Below are 17,346 nucleotides of genomic sequence, written 5' to 3'. Positions count from 1 at the left end.
TATCCCGTTCGATGACTTCCCAGCTCCCGGCAGATCCGAAACTGTCCGATGTCGGTCCGATTTTGGGGGATTTGCTATCTTGTCCGGCTTGCTTGCGGCGTACTAGGTTCGGGGGCGGTAAGCGGTCGTTTAGGTGAGCGGGGGCGCCTTTATGGTACGAGGGAGTACCCCTGGTGACACTTCGCTCTCGAAGTTTCTTATCTAAACTCGTCGCCCTCACCGGGGCGGCGACTCTGGTGGTGGCGATGCCACAGCCGGCCGCAGGACAACCGTCCTTCGGCGACAACAACCATGAAGCCTTCGATCTGGCCGATCCTGGAACCCAGTTCTCGGAGGAGTCCGCCACCGGTCAGTGGATCGTCGCGCTCGACGCGGCGCCGCTCGCGGCGTACCGGGGCGATGTGCCGGGTCTCGCTGCGACCAGCCCCAGCGTGACCGGCGCGGCAAAACTCGATGTGGACGCTCCGCACAGCGCTGCCTACCTCGACCACTTGGCCGGGGTGCAGGATGAGTTCATCGGGTCGATGGAGCAGACCCTGGACCGCTCCGTCACGGTCGCCTTCCAGTACCGCAACGTCCTGAACGGGATGGCGGTCGAGGTGAGCGCTGCCGAGGCCGCGGAGTTGGCGCAGCTGCCGGGGGTCGCCTCTGTCACCCCGGATGAGGAGCGGGAGCTGACCACCGATGTCAGCCACTCGCTGATCGGTTCACCGAGCTTCTGGGAGGGGGACACCGGCACCGGCGTGGCGACGCACGGCGAGGGAGTCGTCGTCGGCATGCTCGACACCGGCGTCAACCCCGACCACCCGTCCTTCGCGGAGGTCGATGGCGAGGGTTACGCCCACGAGAACCCGTACGGTTCCGGGACCTACGTCGGCGTCTGCGACCCCGACCACCCGGCGCACGACCCGGTCTGCAACGACAAGCTGATCGGCGCCTGGAACTTCAACACCACCGGGCCGAACTACCCGAGCATCCACGACTGGGACAGCCACGGCAGCCACGTCGGCGGGACCATCGCGGGCAACCGGCACGATGCCGTGTTCACGTTCGGGCAGACCGAGTTCACTCGGACCGTCCAGGGCGTGGCGCCGCGCGCGAACGTCATCTCCTACCTGGTCTGCGATCCGGGCTGCCCGGGGGCCGCGAGCGTCGCGGCGGTCAACCAGGCGGTCGAGGATGGCGTCGATGTCCTGAACTACTCGATCTCCGGGGTGGACAACCCATGGGCCGACCCGGTCGACCTGGCGTTCCTGGACGCCTTCGAGGCCGGCATGGTGGTCTCCGCGTCCGCCGGCAACGCCGGGCCGAACACGGTCGCCAAGACCGGCCCGTGGAACCTCACCGTCGCGGCGAGCACCCACGAGCGGATCTTCGCCCACACCGTGGACGTTCCGGGCGAGGCCGAGCTCTCCGAACTGCCGGCAGTCCCTGGTGATGGCCCTCAGCTCGGCGAGGACCTGACCGCGGAGCTTCGCGCCGCCGAGGGCAACCCGCTCGGCTGCACCCCCTTCGACAGCGGCGTCTTCGATGGCGCCATCGCGCTGATTGAGCGGGGCGACTGCACCTTCGGGGAGAAGGTTCTCAATGCGGAGGCCGCCGGTGCGGTCGGGGTCGCCCTCTACAACAACCAGGGTGGGCCGCCGGTCTCCCCCGGTGGTCTCGGCCCGGACGACGACGACACCAACGTCCCCGCGGTGATGCTGGAGGCTGCCAGCGGCCAGGCGCTGCTGGACCACGTCACCGGCAGCTCCGAGCCGGTGACGGCGCGGATCAACCTGGAGACCGAGGTCTTCATCGACCCGGCGTGGGAAGACGTCATGGCGGGCTTCAGCTCGACCGGGCCGAGCCAGTTCGAGATGTTGGCTCCCACGGTCACCGCACCGGGAGTGAACATCCTCGCAGCGGCTAGCGCCAGCGGTGGCGACAGCGAAACCTACACCCAGATGCAGGGCACGTCGATGTCCTCGCCGCACGCTGCCGGCTCCGCCGCGCTGCTGGTGGCGCTGCATCCGGAGTGGAGCCCGGCGCAGGTGCGCTCGGCGCTCGCCAGCACCGCCGACCCGAGTGGCTTGCGGGCTCCGGACGGTGAGTCGGCGGCAGATCCGTTCAACTACGGCTCCGGTCGGGTCGACCTCGCCGAGGCGGCGCGGATCGGGCTGGTGATGGACGAGACGCACGCCAACATGGTGGCTGCCAACCCGGCTGCGGGTGGGCAACCGAGGACCCTGAACCTGCCAGCCTTCGTCGACCACGGCTGTGCCGAGTGCAGCTGGGAGCGGACGGTCACCAGCGTGGCCGACACCGAGGCCAGCTACACGGCGCAGGTCGACGCGCCCAGCGGGATGACCGTGACGGTCGAGCCGGCAGAGTTCACCGTTGAGCCAGGCGATTCGGTCGACCTGACCGTGACGGTCGACGCGACCGGCATGCCCGAGGGTGAGTGGGCGTTCGCCGACGTGGTCCTCGCGACCGCCGATGCCCACGCCAACGGTGCGGAGATCGCGGGCGTTCACTACCCGGTGACGGTGATCGCCGCCGCCGAGCAGACCGAGGCGCCGGAAATCACTGTGGATCCGTCGGAGTTGTCGTCGGTGCAGGGTCCGGACACGGTGGTGACGCAGGAGTTGACCATCGGCAACGTGGGTGACGCGGAGCTGTCCTGGGAGATTCTGGATGAGCCGGCCGGGTCGCCTGGTGCGACGTCGGTGACGTCGGTGGAGCCGGGTGAGGTCTCGGGTGAGGCGTCGTTGTCGACGGCGCCGTCGTTGTTGCGTGGGGTGTTTGGTTCGTCCCCGCGGGTGGCGACGCCGGAGGTGCCGGTGGTGCAGGATGCGGTGACGTTGTCGCATTCGGAGTCGATGTCGATTGTGGCGGAGAACTCGGTCGGGTGTACGCCGGATCAGGGTCTGTCGACGACGGAGAATTCGTATCTGCGGCACTTCGTGTTGGATGACTTCGGGATCACCGACGAGTTCGATGTGTCCGAGGTGTCGTTCGGTGTCGAGGTGGTGCGTGGGGTTTCTCCGACGGTGTCGGTGAATCTGTATGAGATGGTCGATCCGGCTGGGTCGTTCGAGTATGGCAACTTTGAGCTGATTGGTTCGGCGGAGGAGACGCTGGAGCCGATGGAGCTGGAGGTTGTGACGGTGCCGGTGTCGGGTACCGCGGCGGCGGGTTCGACTCTGGTGGTGGAGGTTGATGTTCCGGATCTTTCGGGGTCGGGGGCGTTGTTCATCGGGTCGAATCCGGATGGTCAGACTGCGCCGTCGTATTTGGCGTCGGGGTCGTGTGGGTTGCCGGAGCCGACGGATACGTCGGCGATCGGGTTCCCGGGTATGCATGTGGTGATGTCGGTTACCGGTGGTGGTGACGTGTCGGAGCCGTCGTGTGAGGTGCCGGGTTGGTTGTCGGTGTCGCCGGCGGCTGGTGCGGTGGCTCCGGGTGGGTCGCAGGTGGTCGAGGTTAGTTTCGACTCGGCGGGGCTTGCCGACGGTGATGTGGTGGCCGGGACCTTGTGTGTGGCCTCTGATGATCCGGAGTCGCCGGTGGTGGAGATTCCGGTGGAGTTGGTGGTCGAGGAGGTGACGGCTCCGGTGGTGGAGGTGTCGCCGGGTTCGTTGTCGGCGGAGGTGCCGGTCGACGGGGTGGTGGAGCAGGAGTTGTCGGTGGGTAACACCGGCGATGCCACCCTCGACTGGGAGATTCACACCGCCGAGGCGCCGGAGGCGCTCGCCAGCGACACGCTCTTCGACAGCGGCCCGTTCGTCACCCATCCGGGGGCGGGTCCAGACGGCTCCGACCACAGCACCTTGCAGAGCCAGACGCTCGAGATGCTGACGCTGGGCGCCAACGTCAGTGCCGCTGGTGGCTTCCGCGTAGCGGATGTCTTCACTGTGGACGAGGGCGGCTGGCAGGTCGACGGGCTCACCTTCTACGGCTACCAGACCGGGTCTTCGACCACGTCGTCGTTCACCGCGGTGAACTACCAGATCTGGGACGGGCCGCCGGACGAGGCGGGCAGCTCCGTGGTCTTCGGTGACAGCAGCACCAACCAGCTTCGGGACACCGGGTGGACCAACGCATACCGGATCTCGGAGACGGCGGTGGACACCACCCGGCCGATCATGTTCATCGAGGCTGATGGTGAGTTCGAGCTGGCCGAAGGGACCTACTGGATCGACTGGCAGCTCGACGGCTCGGTGGCATCCGGGCCATGGCAGCCGCCGATCACCATCCTCGGCGAGACCACGACCGGAGCCGCCAAGCAGTGGACCGGTACGGCCTGGCAGGAGTGGGTCGACACCGGCACGCTGACTCAGCAGGGCGCACCGTTCACGCTCACCGGCGTCCCCGGTGGTGCGGGTGGCTGCGCTGCTCCGGGCGAGGTCTCCTGGCTGTCGGTGTCGCCGGCGTCGGGTAGCACCGAGCCGGGTGGGTCGAGTTCGGTGGCGGTGAGTTTCGATGCTGCCGGGGTTGAGCCGGGTGATTATGAGGCGCTGTTGTGTGTGGCGTCGAATGATCCGGCCTCGCCGGTGGTGGAGGTGCCGGTGAGCATGTCGGTGGTGGAGTCGGACGGGCCGGGTGAGCCGGTGGTGTGCGACGAGACGATCACTGGAGTGCATGCTGGTGCGTTGACTGTCACTGAGGGGGTTACCTGTCTAGCGGCGGGTGCTCAGGTACTCGGTGAGGTGAATGTGTCGGCGGGTGCTGGTCTGGTGGCGACGGCTGCGGTGGTGCAGGGTCCGGTGTCTGCGGTGGGTGCCGCGGTGGTGGATCTGTCGTTTACGCAGGTAACTGGTCCGGTGGTGGTTTCGGGTGCGACCGGGTCGGTGTCGTTGTTCGCTAGCCAGGTGACCGGGTCGGTCAGTGTGGTGAACGGTGCGACGGCGTCGGCTGCGGTGGTGGCTGGTAACACGATCATTGGTTCGTTGTCGTGTCTGGGTAATGACCCGGCGCCGACGGATCTGGGTCTGGCCAACACTGCTACCGGCGGCAAGCTCGGCCAGTGCGCGGAGCTGTAACAATTTAACCGAACCGCAATAAGAGCAGCGCCCCGCCGGAGTTACATTCCGGCGGGGCGCTGCTACACTTTGGAACAATTGTCATTCGGTGGGCGGGGGCACTGACTGGTACGAAGGAGTGCCTTGCGTGTCACTACGGCGCAGATCCCTTTTGTCCACGTTAGTCGCCGCCGCTAGCGCGGCGGTCCTTACCCTGTCAATGCCGCAGCCGGCGTTGGCGCAGTCCTTGCACACCACTCCGGACTTCGGTCCGGGCGCGCCTGAACTCACCGAATCAGCCACTGGCCTGTGGATCGTGCAGCTCGCCGACGCTCCGTTGGCGACCTACGGCGGCGACCTCGCCGGCCTGCCAGCGACCAGCCCGGCCATCACCGGAGCGGACCGGCTCGACGTCGAAGCCCCGGCGAGCGTCCGTTACCTCGACTACCTCGCGGACCAACAGGCTGAGGCCGTAGCCGGGTTCAGCCGGGCGTTGGGGCGCGACGTGGCGCCGCAGTTCGAGTATCTCAACGTGTTGAACGCGGTCGCGCTGCGGATCAGCGCGGCGGAGGCCGCGCAGCTGGCCAGCCTGCCCGGTGTCACGAACGTGTTCCCGGACGAGATCCGGGAGCTCGAAACCGATGTGAGCCACGAGCTAATGGGCTCGGCCAGCTTCTGGGACGGGGTAACCGGGCCGGACCTGGCGACCAGCGGTGAGGGCGTGGTGATCGGCATGCTCGACACCGGAGTCAACGCCTTCCACCCGTCCTTCGCCGAGGTGGACGGCGACGGCTATGTCCACGACAATCCGCTCGGCTCGGGTGAGTTCGTCGGTGCCTGCGCGCCGGACCACGCCGACCACCAGGATGTCTGCAATGACAAGCTGATCGGCGCCTGGAACTTCAACACCACCGGCCCGAGCTACCCGGATGTCCTGGACCGCAACAGCCACGGCAGTCACGTGGGTGGGACCATCGCGGGCAACCGGCACGAGGCCACCTTCAGCGTCGGCGGCGACGAATACACCCGGACCATTCAAGGGGTGGCGCCCCGCGCCAACGTGATCTCGTACCTGGTGTGTGACCCCGGCTGTCCCCAGACTGCCAGCGTCGCCGCGGTCAACCAGGCGATCGCCGACCCGACCAACGTGTTGAACTACTCCATCTCCGGCACCGACAACCCGTGGGTGGACGCGGTCGACCTGGCGTTCCTGGACGCCTTCGAGGCCGGGATCTTCGTCGCAGCCTCGGCGGGTAACACCGGCCCGGCGGCGACGGTGGCGAAGACCGGCCCGTGGAATGCGACGGTGGCCGCCTCCACGCTGGACCGGATCATCCACCACGACCTCGACGTCACCGGTCCCGGCCCGGTGCCGGCGGAGTTGGTCGGGCTCGCCGCAGCCCCGGCCAATCCGCTCCGCGGCCCGATCGTCGAGGATGACATCACCGCGGAGATCAGGCATGTGGTCGGCAACGCTTTCGGCTGCCAGTCGTTCGCGGCCGGGGCCTTCGAGGGCGCACTGGCCCTGATTCAGCGGGGCGGTGGCTGCAACTTCGCGGTCAAGGTCAACAATGCCGCGGCGGCCGGCGCGGTCGGGGTTGTCCTCTTCAGCGATATGGCCGGCCCACCGGTCTTCCTGAGTGGCCTGGAGACCACCAGTATCCCGGCGGTCAATCTCAGCCTTCCGCAGGGTTCCGAGCTTCGGGACTTCATCGTGGACAGCTCCCCGGAGCCCACCGAGGTGCACCTGCACGGGGACACCGCCCTGCTGCGCGACGATGCCTATCAGGACATCGTCGCGACCTTCAGCGCCCGTGGGCCGAGCCAGTTCAACGTGCTGGCGCCGACCTTCGCCGCTCCCGGTGTCAACGTGCTGGCCGCCGGTGTCGAGATCGGCGGTGACCCGCTCCAGTACATGTTCAACCAGGGCACCTCGATGTCGTCGCCGCACGGCGCCGGCTCCGCGGCGTTGCTGATGGCGCTACACCCCGAGTGGTCACCGGCCGAGGTCCGGTCGGCGCTGGCCGGGACCGCTGATCCGGATGTGCTGGCCGTCGACGACGAGGGCACGCCGGCTACTGCGTTCGACCACGGCTCGGGGCGGGTGGACCTCGAAGCGGCCGCCCGGACCGGGCTGGTGATGGACGAGAGCCACGCCAACTTCGTGGCCGCCAACCCCGCCGCTGGCGGCGATCCGCGGACGTTGAACGTGCCGCACCTGGTCGACCGTACCTGCGGGGACGAGTGCTCCTTTACCCGTACCGTGACCAGCGTGGCGGACGCTCCGGTGACGTATCAGGCCGAGGTGGACGCGCCGGCGGGGACGACGGTCTCGGTGAGCCCGGCGGAGTTCAGCATCGATGCTGGTGCGTCGCAGGAGATCGTGGTGACGGTCACCGGGCAGGAGAGCGCCACCGGCGACTGGGCCTTCGGCGATCTGCGGCTAACGACCACCGACTCGCACAGCGGTGGCGCAGCGGTCGCCGGCGTCCACTACCCGATCGTGGTGATCGCGCAGGCGCCGGTTGACGAGGCCCCGGCGATCGAGGTGTCGCCGGCCGAGCTGTCGGTGGAGGTGCAGACCGACCAGGCGGCCGAGGAGGAGCTGACGATCGCCAACACCGGCACCGGTGAGCTGACGTGGTCGATCACCGAGGCCGAGCAAGCGGGCGCCACCGAAGAGGGCAGCGCACTGCGGGCGGTGCCGGACACGGTGCCGCCAGCGAGCACGTTGGAACGGGACTACCAGAACGTGCCTGCGTCCGATGTCATCCTGGACGGTGGGTTCGAGGCTGGTTCGCCCAACCCGTTCTGGGACGAGGGGTCGACCACCTTCGGCACGCCGCTGTGCACGATCGATGTGTGTGGCTTCGGTAACGGCACCGGGCCTCGCAACGGTGAGTGGTGGACCTGGTTCGGCGGGATCGCGGCACCGGAGACCGGGTTTGTCCGGCAGGATGTGACGCTGCAGCCGGGCGTCGCCGAACTGCGGTTCTGGTTGGAGATCCCGGCTGCCGGCGGCAGTGGGGACGACTTCCTGCGGGTGTCGCTGGACGACACCGAGGTCTTCTCGGTCACCGACGCGGACGCCGCGGACTACGCCACCTACGCCGAGGTGGTGGTGGACGTCAGCGACTTCGCCGACGGCGGCACCTACACGCTCAGCTTCGACTCGACCGTCTCGGGGGTTGGCACCACCAACTTCTTCATCGACGATGTCTCGCTCGACAATCAGGGCGCCCCGGGGGCCTGCGCGGCTCCGGGGGACGTGCCGTGGTTGTCGGTGTCGCCGGCGTCGGGTAGCACCGAGCCGGGTGGGTCGAGTTCGGTGGCGGTGAGTTTCGATGCTGCCGGGGTTGAGCCGGGTGATTATGAGGCGCTGTTGTGTGTGGCGTCGAATGATCCGGTCTCGCCGGTGGTGGAGGTGCCGGTGAGCATGTCGGTGGTCGAGGACGATGATCCGCCGGGTGGTCCGGTGGTGTGCGACGAGACGATCACTGGGGTGCATGCTGGTGCGTTGACTGTCACTGAGGGGGTTACCTGTCTAGCGGCGGGTGCTCAGGTGCTCGGTGAGGTGAATGTGTCGGCGGGTGCTGGTCTGGTGGCGACGGCTGCGGTGGTGCAGGGTCCGGTGTCTGCGGTGGGTGCCGCGGTGGTGGATCTGTCGTTTACGCAGGTGACTGGTCCGGTGGTGGTGTCTGGTGCGACTGGGTCGGTGTCGTTGTTCGCTAGTCAGGTGACCGGGTCGGTCAGTGTGGTGAACGGTGCGACGGCGTCGGCTGCGGTGGTGGCTGGTAACACGATCATTGGTTCGTTGTCGTGTCTGGGTAATGACCCGGCGCCGACGGATCTGGGTCTGGCTAACACTGCTACAGGCGGCAAGCTCGGCCAGTGCGCCGAGCTGTAACAGGTCAGACTCGGCCGATTGGCTGAGTAGTAACTGATACCCGGGCCGGGGAGCGCCTAACGCTCCCCGGCCCGGCTGATCATGGACTAAGGGTCCATGATCAGCGTCGTTCGGCGGACTTTTCCCCATGATCGTTTATCGGGCGGTGGCTGGGGTGCGTGGTAGGTTACCCCTGCTACCAGCAGTTCTCGGGCGGGCGGGGGCGCCGACCGGGCACAGAGGAGTCTTAGCGGTGACCATGCGTCGTCGGAACAGAACAATGGTGAACCGGGCCGGATCGGCAGTGGCGGTCTTGGCCGTAGCGGCGCTGGCGGTGACGTTCGCGCCGCCCGCCGCCGCCCAGCAACGGCCGGGCCTGCCACAACCTGGTGCTGGTGAGTCGCCGGCCACTTCCCCGGGCGGGGGCGAATCCGCTGACGAAGCGCCAGCGATCGTGGTGGAGCCTGCGGCGATCACAACCGATCAGGCCCCGGGCGAGGTCACCGACCATCCGCTCACCGTCGGCAACGACGGGGCGGCGCCGCTGCACTGGGAGGCGGTCGGGGAGCCGGATGACCAGCGGCGGCTGCCGATCCATCCGCCGACACCGGTGGACCCGGTAGCTCAGGAGCCTGGGGGTGGCGGCGCGCTGGAGTCCTTCCCCGGGCATCGTGGCCGTCCGGGATGGACCGTCGAGCCGGAGCTGCCGCCGGTGCCGGCCGGCGAGCTGGCCCTCACGCACTCGTCGGAGAGTACGCTCGTGGCCGGTACATCCCGTGCGTGTTCACCGAACCGCGGCGCCCAGACCACCGACAGCGGCTATCTGCGGCACTTCACACCGGCCGACTTCGGGGTGGTTGGCGACTTCGAGGTGAGCGCAGTCTCCTTCGGCGTGGAGGGATCGCGTGGCGCGGCGGCCGCGGTCACCGTCAACCTCTACGCGTTCGACTCGCAACAGCCGTTCCAGTACGAGAACTTTACGCTGCTCGGCAGCGCCGAGACCAGCGTCGGAAACGAAATCATGTCGGCGGTGACGGTGCCGGTGGCGGGCGTGGTTCCGGCCGGCGCCACCCTGGTGGTGGAGATCGACGTCCCGGCGCAGAGCGGGGGCGGGCTGTATGTCGGCGCCCACTCCGGCACCGAGACCGCGCCGTCGTACCTGCGGGCCGAGGCGTGTGGGCTACCCGAGCCGGCGCCGACCGGCGAGCTCGGCGCTGGCGAGCCGCAACTGTTGATTGAGGTCACCGGCGGCGGTCCGCTGGTCGGTTGCGAGCTGCCGACCGACGTGCCGTGGTTGGCGGTAGCACCGGCGGGAGGGACTGTGGCGCCGGGCGCGAACGAGTCGGTGACGGTGACGGTGGACGCTACCGGCCTGTCCGACGGTGATGAGCGGTCCACCGTGCTGTGCCTGGCGAGTAACGATCCGACCCGTCCCCGGGTCGAGGTCCCGGTGTCGCTGTCGGTGGCGGCCCAGCCCGAACTCGAAGTGACCCCGGAGCAGATCGAGGTTTCGCAACGGCTGGGGGAGGCTACCGAGCAGTGGCTCGAGGTGGCCAACGTCGGCGACGGGGTGCTCACCTGGGAGGCGTCGCTCATGGCGCAGGAGTGCGGCGGCCCGGCGGGTGTGCCGTGGCTCGAACTCACCCCGTCAGAGGGTGAGTTGAGCGCTGGTGAGGTGGCACAGCTCCGGTTGACGCTCGATGCGGCTGAGGTCACGGCCGGTGACCACGCGGCACTGGTCTGTGTGGATAGTAACGATCCGTCCCAGCCCCGGGCCGAGGTGCCGGTGACGATGCAGGTCTTCGGGCCTGCCTGTGATGTGGTCATCGAAGGCGTGCATGCGGGGCCGTTGACCGTGGCCGAGGGCGTCACCTGCCTGGCCCCCGATGCGCAGGTCCAGGGCGAGGTGAACGTCTTCGAGGGGGCCGGCCTGATCGCCACCTCGGCGACCATCCAGGGGCCGCTCGCTACCTTCGGAGCTGCCCTGGTGGAGGTGACGGATGGGCTGGTGGTGGGCCCGGTGTCGCTGCGGGGCACCGGCGGTTGGGTGACGTTCACCGGCAACCAGGTGGTGGGGTCGATGCTGGTGGTGGACAACACCACCGCCGACGGACCGCTGTTGATCGCCGGCAATCAACTGGTCGGCTCGCTCTACTGCACCGGCAACCAGCCACCGCCGGAGCACGGCGGGCAGGTCAACAGCGTGATCGGCGGGATGAAGCTCGCCCAGTGTGCGGAGCTGTAGCGGCTGATCTCCGTGCCGGCCGGCGCCGGGTGATCTCTGCGCCGGCCGGCCAGACCGCTAATCAGCGGGGCCGGTCGGGGCCGGCTCCTCCCCGGTCGCGGCCTCATCGTCGGGAGCCTCCCCCGCGGGAGCCTCATCGTCGGCGGCGGGGGCGTCGCCACCGGGCACCGGCACCTGATGCCGCTGCACCGAGGCCTCGGAGAGTCCGTGACCACCGATGCTGATGTCGTCGTAGGCGGCGAGTTGCTGCTCGTCGTTGTAGTAGAGCACGGTGAGAGCCAGCGGGTCGGGGTGCTCGCCCTCCAGGCCGCGCAGGCCCGCGCCGCCGGTCGACCCCTGCACCATTAGGCGGGTCTGCCCCGGCTCCAGCGGGGGTGGTTCCTCCGCCACCGGCCACTCGACGACCGGGCCTACCCAACGGCTGTGGGCGTGACCGGCGAGCACCGTCGGCACCACCCCGTCGAGCAGCTCCGCCGCCACCGGATCGTGCACCGCCGCGATCTGCACCGGTTCGTCGTACGCGAGGATGGTGTCGGCGAGCACGCCGCCGGAGTCGGTGACCTCTTGCCGGACTGCGGCGAGTTCTTCTTCGCTGAACGGGCCGGTGCGCTGGTCGGGGGTGAAGCGCGGGTCGCCGATGCCGGCGACCGTGATGCCGGAGACGGTGGTGATGTCGTCGTCGAGCACGATCGCGTTTGGCTGGGCCGCCACCGCCTCCTGGGTCAGCTGCGAATCGTGGTTTCCGCGGACGAAGACGTACGGCACCCCCATCAGCCGGATGGAGTCGAGGTACTGCGACTCGGGGCCGGTGCCCCAGTCCACGATGTCGCCGCAGTCGATGATGAAGTCGATGCCGTACTGTTCGACCACCGTCCGCATCACCGGCCAGGCGGCGGGGTTGAGGTGCAGGTCGGCGACGTGGAGGACCCGGGTCATGCTGTCGTCGGGCTGGAAGGCCTCCAGGGTGGAGGCTGCGGTGTAGAGCGTGCTGACGTTCTCGACCATGCTCTGCAAGTTGTCGGTGTAGCGCTGGTAGTCGTCGGCGATCTGTTGCACGTCACCGATGAGCGCAGGCGCATTGATCAGCAGCCCTTCGAATCGTGGCTCTTCGATGGCGTCGGGGCGCAGGGTGGCGGCGGCGGTGCCGAAGCTGCTCAGGACCAGGGCGAGCGACACGCCACCGGCCCAGGCGACCCGGCGGGTGTCCCGGAACACCAGCGCTGCCAGCACCATCGAGCCCAGCACCGCAGCGCCGAGCGTGCCGAATCCGAGCTGGATCACACCGTCCATGACGTCGTCGGCGACCGTTTCGACCGCGCGGGTCACCCCGCCCGGGTCGTCGATCATGACCTGGGTGCGAGCCTGGTCGAGCGACCCCAGCTGCAGGGTGAGATGAGCGGGGCCGTCGTGCGTGTCGACGTGGAGCGAGCCCAGCGGGGGGATGAGGACCGAGGTCTCGCCGTTGACGGAGGGGGTGACGCGGAGTTCCGCGTTGAACGGCCCGACCTCGACGCCGGTACGGGCGCCGAGTAGGACGCCGAGCACACTGCCGACGATCGCGACCAGCAGCACCAGCGCGCCGGCCACCACCCGGCGGTCGGGACGGGCGACAGCTTCGAGCGCCGCCCGAGAGCGGCGCAACCAGCGGCGGCCGGCCGGTTCTGGCTGCTCGCCGAGGGGACCGTCGGTCGAATCGGTTACATCACTCATGAGATGCCCTTTCCCGCATGCAAGGGTCGTTGGCCGACCGGCCGGCGGCGGTCGGGGGTGGGGTCGGCGCCAGCCTGGTCACACCTGCCCCGCTCCGTCGCTGCCGGCGAGGACCAGCCGGAGGATCCGGTCGTCGTCCGGGTCCGGCCCGTCCGGCGCCTGGCCATCACGGTTGGAGGTGGTCACCCACAGCGAGCCGTCCGGGGCGGCCACCACGGTCCGGAGCCGACCGTACTCTTCGATCAACATCGGCTCCGGCGCTCCCCACACCGCACCGGAGTCGGTAAGCGTCATCGCCCACAGCCGTTCGCCGCGCAGACAGGCGGTGAGCAGCGTGTCGCCGGTGATGGCCGCGCCGGAGCACGACGCCTCCGCGGGCTCCCAGACGACCTTGGGATCCACGAACTCCGGGTCGTTCCCGACCCCCTCCACCTGCGGCCAGCCGTAGTTTGCGCCGGGCTCGATTTGGTTGAGTTCGTCCCAGTCGTCCGCGCCGAAGTCGGTCGCCCACAGCTGCTCCTGCCCGTCCCAGGCGAGCCCTTGGACGTTGCGAACGCCGATCGCGTAGATCAGGGAGTCGTCCGGGTTGCCGGGGGCAGGCTCACCGTCCGGGGTCATCCGCAGGATGGCACCGGCCAGATCCTGGTCGTCCTGGGCCCGGTCCGGCTCGCCAGCGTCACCGGTGCCGGCGTACAGGTAGCCGTCGGGCCCGAACGCCAACCGGCCGCCATTGTGCGTGTCGTCGCGAGGGATCCCGGTTACGATCGGTGCCGGCTCGTCGCCGAGGGTCAGCGAAGCGATCCGGTTGTCGTCCGCGGTGGTGTAGTAGACGTAGACCAGACCGTCGGCTAGGTAATCGGGGGAGACCGCGAGGCCGAGTAGGCCACCTTCGCCGGTGTTGTCGATCTCGGAGATGGTCTGTACCTCCTCGGTGACCAACCCGTCGGTGTCCGGCTCGGGTCCGACCCGCAGGATCCGGCCGGTGTCCCGTTCGGTGACCAGCGCGGCGCCGTCGGGCAGGAAGTCGATCCCCCAAGGCACCGCCAGTCCGGCGGCGACCACCTCATGGACCTCGTCGACCTCGCCGGGGGTGGCCGCAGCGCTCGGGGTGGGAAAGACCGGGGCACCCTGACCTGGCTCCGGCTCCGGCGGAGCACCGAGGCCGCACCCGGTGACCAGCACCGTCGCGGTGACGGCGCCGGTGAGCCGGGCGAGCCGTGGCGCGCGGCGGGCGGTCTTCATCCGGCCAGGTTAGCCGTGGCCGCTCACACCGGTGAAGCGCCCGGCGCCAGCTGGGCCAATCGGGGCAGGTCGGCGGCGGTGACCGCGGTCAGCGGCACCTGCCCACCGGTGGTCAGCGCGGCGACCACCCGATCGGGTGATTCTGACCGCACCGACTCTATCCGCGACCAGGGCAACCAGCGGGAGGCGAAGAGTGCCCGCACCCGGAGCCCGTCGGCATCGACGTCGGTGCCGGCCCGTAGCACCCAGCTGGTCCACGCCACCGGCGGCACCAGGAGCAGGGCGAACCAGCCGGAGACCGGTAGCAGCGTGCAGAGACTGATGATCACGATGATGCCGGCCACCGCCCGGCCGCGGTGGAGGCGGAACTGGAGCCCCGGGTCGGAGTCGCGCGTACCCACGTCGGTAATCCTGCCACGGGCCCGTAACTGAACGGTCTTCGGCGTCGTTTGGTTCACGACACAGGTGGCGGCCTACCGGCCGCGGATGGGCACCCCTCGACGCACGGAAGGCACCCCGGTCTCGTGAGCACCCAGTCCCCCTCCGATCAACCCCTTCCCCCGCCCCCGACCCCGGCCGAGACTGGGACCGTGCCCCGCGGCGGCTCCGGACTGCCCGACCTTCCGCCGTTGCTCCCGGCGATGATCAGCATCGGTGCGCTGGCGGCGCTCGCCGGGTCGCAGTTCGGCGGGTTCGACGCGATCGCAGCCGCCGCGCTGGCCGTGGCGGTCAGCGCGCTACTACCGGCCCTGGCCCTGGTACGCCGGGGGTGGGCGATCCGTACCTCCGGCCGAGTCAGCGCTCGGGTCGCGCGGGGCGCGTGCCGATGCCCGGGCCTGCTCGGCGTCGGGGTGGTGAGCACTGGCGGTACGGTGGCGGCGCTGCCGTGGGTCCCGGCTGACCTGCGGCCGATGCTCGCGGCCGGCGGTCTGGTGGTGGCCGCCGGGGCGTTCATCGTAGGGCTGTTGCAGATTCCGGGCGCCGCGTTCACGCTCGCTGGCCGGCTGCGGCACGGTTTCGACGGGTTGATCGTCGGGATGTGCCTGGCGCTGGTGGGTTGGCTGCTGATCCCGGGTTTCGGCGCCGAGTATCCGTTGGGTTACCTCGCGGCGAGCCTCGCCGCAGCCGGTGCGGCGGTCGCCGCGACGGTGGTGCTCGGCCCGGTCCGGCGCCGGATTGCGGTGGTGCCGTGCGCAGGCGGCGCGGTGCTGGCGATCGCCGGGTTGGCGCTGCTCGTAGTGACGCTAGGGAAGTCCGGGCCGAGCTGGCTGACGCTGGCGGCGGCCGGGTTGGCGGTGGGCGGGCCGCCGCTCATCTGGTTCGGGGCGCGGTTGGTAGCGCCGGCGTCCGAGCCGGTGCCGATGGGGAGGGTGGCGCCGGCCTTCGGCGGGTATCCGGTGCTGGCGATCCCGGTGGCGGCCGCGACCCTGGCGATCGCCCATCACCTGCTCACCTCCGCGGAGTTGGACCGGGCCGCGATGTTCCTGGGCGCCCTGGTGGGGGGCTTGCTGGCGCTCCGCGAGTTCCCGAACGCCGCCGACCTGCGCCGGTACGCGCATCGGCTCGCTGCCCAGGAGACCCGGCTGCGGGCGCTGCTCGCCGGTGCGAACGACGTCACCATGGTGCTAGACAACGACTTCGTCGTGCGGTGGCAGTCGCCAGCGGCGGAGCGACTGTTCGGACTCCACCGCGAAGACCTGGTGGGGCACCGATTTCTTGATCTGCTGCACCCGGACGACCGGGCCATCGCGGCGGACGAGCTGCGCGCGGTGGTCGGGCGGACGCCTGCCGCGCGCCCGTCGCTGCTGGTGGCTCGGCTGCGTGACGGCTTGGGGTGCTGGCGGGACACCGAGTCGACCGTTAGTGACCTGCGGGCGAACCCGGTGGTCGGGGCGTTGGTGTTGCAGGTCCGCGACGTGAGCCAGCGGGTCGTGCTGGAGCGGACGCTGCAGCGGTTGACCTGCTGCGACCAGCTGACCGGCCTGTCCAACCGGCGGGAGCTGCTGCGGGCGATCAGCTCTCGCCGCGGCGCCGGCCGCCGGTCCGGGACGCTGCTGGTGGTGGACCTGACCGGGTTCTGCGCGATCAATGACGTGGTGGGCCGGGCGGCGGGCGACTCGTTGCTGCTCGCAGCGGCGCAGCGGCTCCGTAGCCTGGTCGGCGCCGAGGATCTCGCGAGCCGGCTCGGCGAGCGCCAGTTCGCGGTGGTTACGGCCAGTGGGCCGATCGAGGCGTACGCGTTGGGTTGCCGGTTGCTGGCGGAGCTCAGCCGGGCGTACCCGTTGCCGGCTGGGCGACCGGTGCGGTTGGTGGTCAGCGTGGGGCTGACCGCATTGGAGGAGACGGCCTCTGCCGAAGAGGTGGTGCGGCGGGGGGATCTGGCGGTGCGGCGGGCGGCCGAGAGCGGCGCCACCCGGATCGACTGGTACGACGAGAGCTTGGAGGAGCTGCTGGTCCGCCGGTTGGATGTGGAGCGGCACCTGCCCGGGGCGGCCGGCCGCGGTGAGTTGGACCTGCTCTACCAGCCGGTGGTCGAGTTGGGCAGCGGCCGGCCGGTGGGGGTCGAGGCGCTGCTGCGGTGGCGGCACCCGGTGCTGGGCACGGTGCTGCCAGCGGAGCTGCTGCCGGCGGCGGAGCGGCTGCGGGTCGCCGGTGAGATCAGCGAGTGGGCGTTGCATACCGCCTGCCGGCAAGTGGCGGCGTGGCGCCGCCGCGGGCACGATCTGTGGCTGGCGATGAATGTCTCGGCCCGGCAACTCGCATCGTCCGAGTTCGTTCCGGAGGTGGCGGCCGCGCTGAGCGTCCACCAGAGCCCGCCGGAGCGGTTGACCATCGAGGTCTCCGAGGTGGAGCTGGCCGACCAGGTGTCGTCGGTGGCCGGACAGCTGAGCCGGCTGCGGGCGCTCGGGGTTCGGACCGGCTTGGACGACGTCGGCACCTGCGACACCGATCTGGCGCGGCTGCGACGGCTGCCGATTGATGTGGTGAAGCTGTGCCCGCCGGGCGCGATCGCCGGCGACGGCGCGGCGTTGGAGGTGGCGGCGGCGGTGGTCGAGGTGGCTCGCCGGCTCGGCGCGGTGGTGGTCGCCGAGGGGTTGGAGACCGACGACGAGCGCCGGCTGGCGCATGACGCCGGGTGCGAGTTCGGGCAGGGCTTCGTAGTTGCGGCATTTTCGCCGGCGGAGCACCTGGAAGCCTTCTTGGAGCGGCACCGCCCGGCTCCTCGGTAGTTGTCGTAGGGGTGGTTGACAATGACCGCG

General features: G+C 69.7%; 7 protein-coding genes. 4 read left to right on the top strand and 3 right to left on the bottom strand.

Going from position 1 to position 17,346, the window contains the following annotated elements:
• Nucleotides 1–245 precede the first annotated feature (245 nt).
• The 3 genes from JQS43_RS26100 (at nucleotide 246) to JQS43_RS19035 (ending at nucleotide 11,134) form a co-directional block, all read left to right on the top strand.
• Entirely contained in the window at nucleotides 246–5,024 is a 4,779-nt protein-coding gene (locus JQS43_RS26100; RefSeq protein WP_275580927.1) for a S8 family serine peptidase, read from the top strand.
• Between the two features lie 199 nt (nucleotides 5,025–5,223).
• A complete protein-coding gene (locus JQS43_RS26095) occupies nucleotides 5,224–8,910 on the top strand; it encodes a S8 family serine peptidase (protein ID WP_275580925.1) in 3,687 nt (1,228 codons plus the stop codon).
• Between the two features lie 283 nt (nucleotides 8,911–9,193).
• Nucleotides 9,194–11,134 (top strand): BACON domain-containing protein, encoded by a 1,941-nt coding sequence (locus JQS43_RS19035; RefSeq protein WP_239675742.1) that lies wholly within the window; start codon nucleotides 9,194–9,196, stop codon nucleotides 11,132–11,134.
• Between the two features lie 57 nt (nucleotides 11,135–11,191).
• Here the strand turns inward: JQS43_RS19035 and JQS43_RS19030 are convergent, their stop codons facing one another.
• The 3 genes from JQS43_RS19030 to JQS43_RS19020 form a co-directional block, all read right to left on the bottom strand.
• Nucleotides 11,192–12,844, bottom strand: coding sequence for a metallophosphoesterase family protein (locus JQS43_RS19030; protein WP_239675741.1), 1,653 nt, complete (start codon nucleotides 12,842–12,844; stop codon nucleotides 11,192–11,194).
• A 78-nt stretch (nucleotides 12,845–12,922) separates the two neighbouring features.
• On the bottom strand, nucleotides 12,923–14,086 hold the full coding sequence (locus JQS43_RS19025; protein ID WP_239675740.1) for a PQQ-dependent sugar dehydrogenase: 1,164 nt from the start codon (nucleotides 14,084–14,086) through the stop codon (nucleotides 12,923–12,925).
• Nucleotides 14,087–14,109: 23 nt separating this feature from the next.
• Nucleotides 14,110–14,487, bottom strand: coding sequence for a PH domain-containing protein (locus tag JQS43_RS19020; RefSeq protein ID WP_239675739.1), 378 nt, complete (start codon nucleotides 14,485–14,487; stop codon nucleotides 14,110–14,112).
• 189 nt (nucleotides 14,488–14,676) lie between these two features.
• Between JQS43_RS19020 and JQS43_RS19015 the strand changes: the two genes are divergently transcribed.
• Nucleotides 14,677–17,316, top strand: a complete 2,640-nt coding sequence (locus tag JQS43_RS19015) for a putative bifunctional diguanylate cyclase/phosphodiesterase (protein WP_239675738.1) — start codon at nucleotides 14,677–14,679, stop codon at nucleotides 17,314–17,316.
• Nucleotides 17,317–17,346 lie beyond the last annotated feature (30 nt).

Source organism: Natronosporangium hydrolyticum, assembly GCF_016925615.1.
Lineage (GTDB): Bacteria > Actinomycetota > Actinomycetes > Mycobacteriales > Micromonosporaceae > Natronosporangium > Natronosporangium hydrolyticum.
Note: the sequence above shows the minus strand (reverse complement) of the source record. Positions and strands in the feature narration are given on the sequence as shown.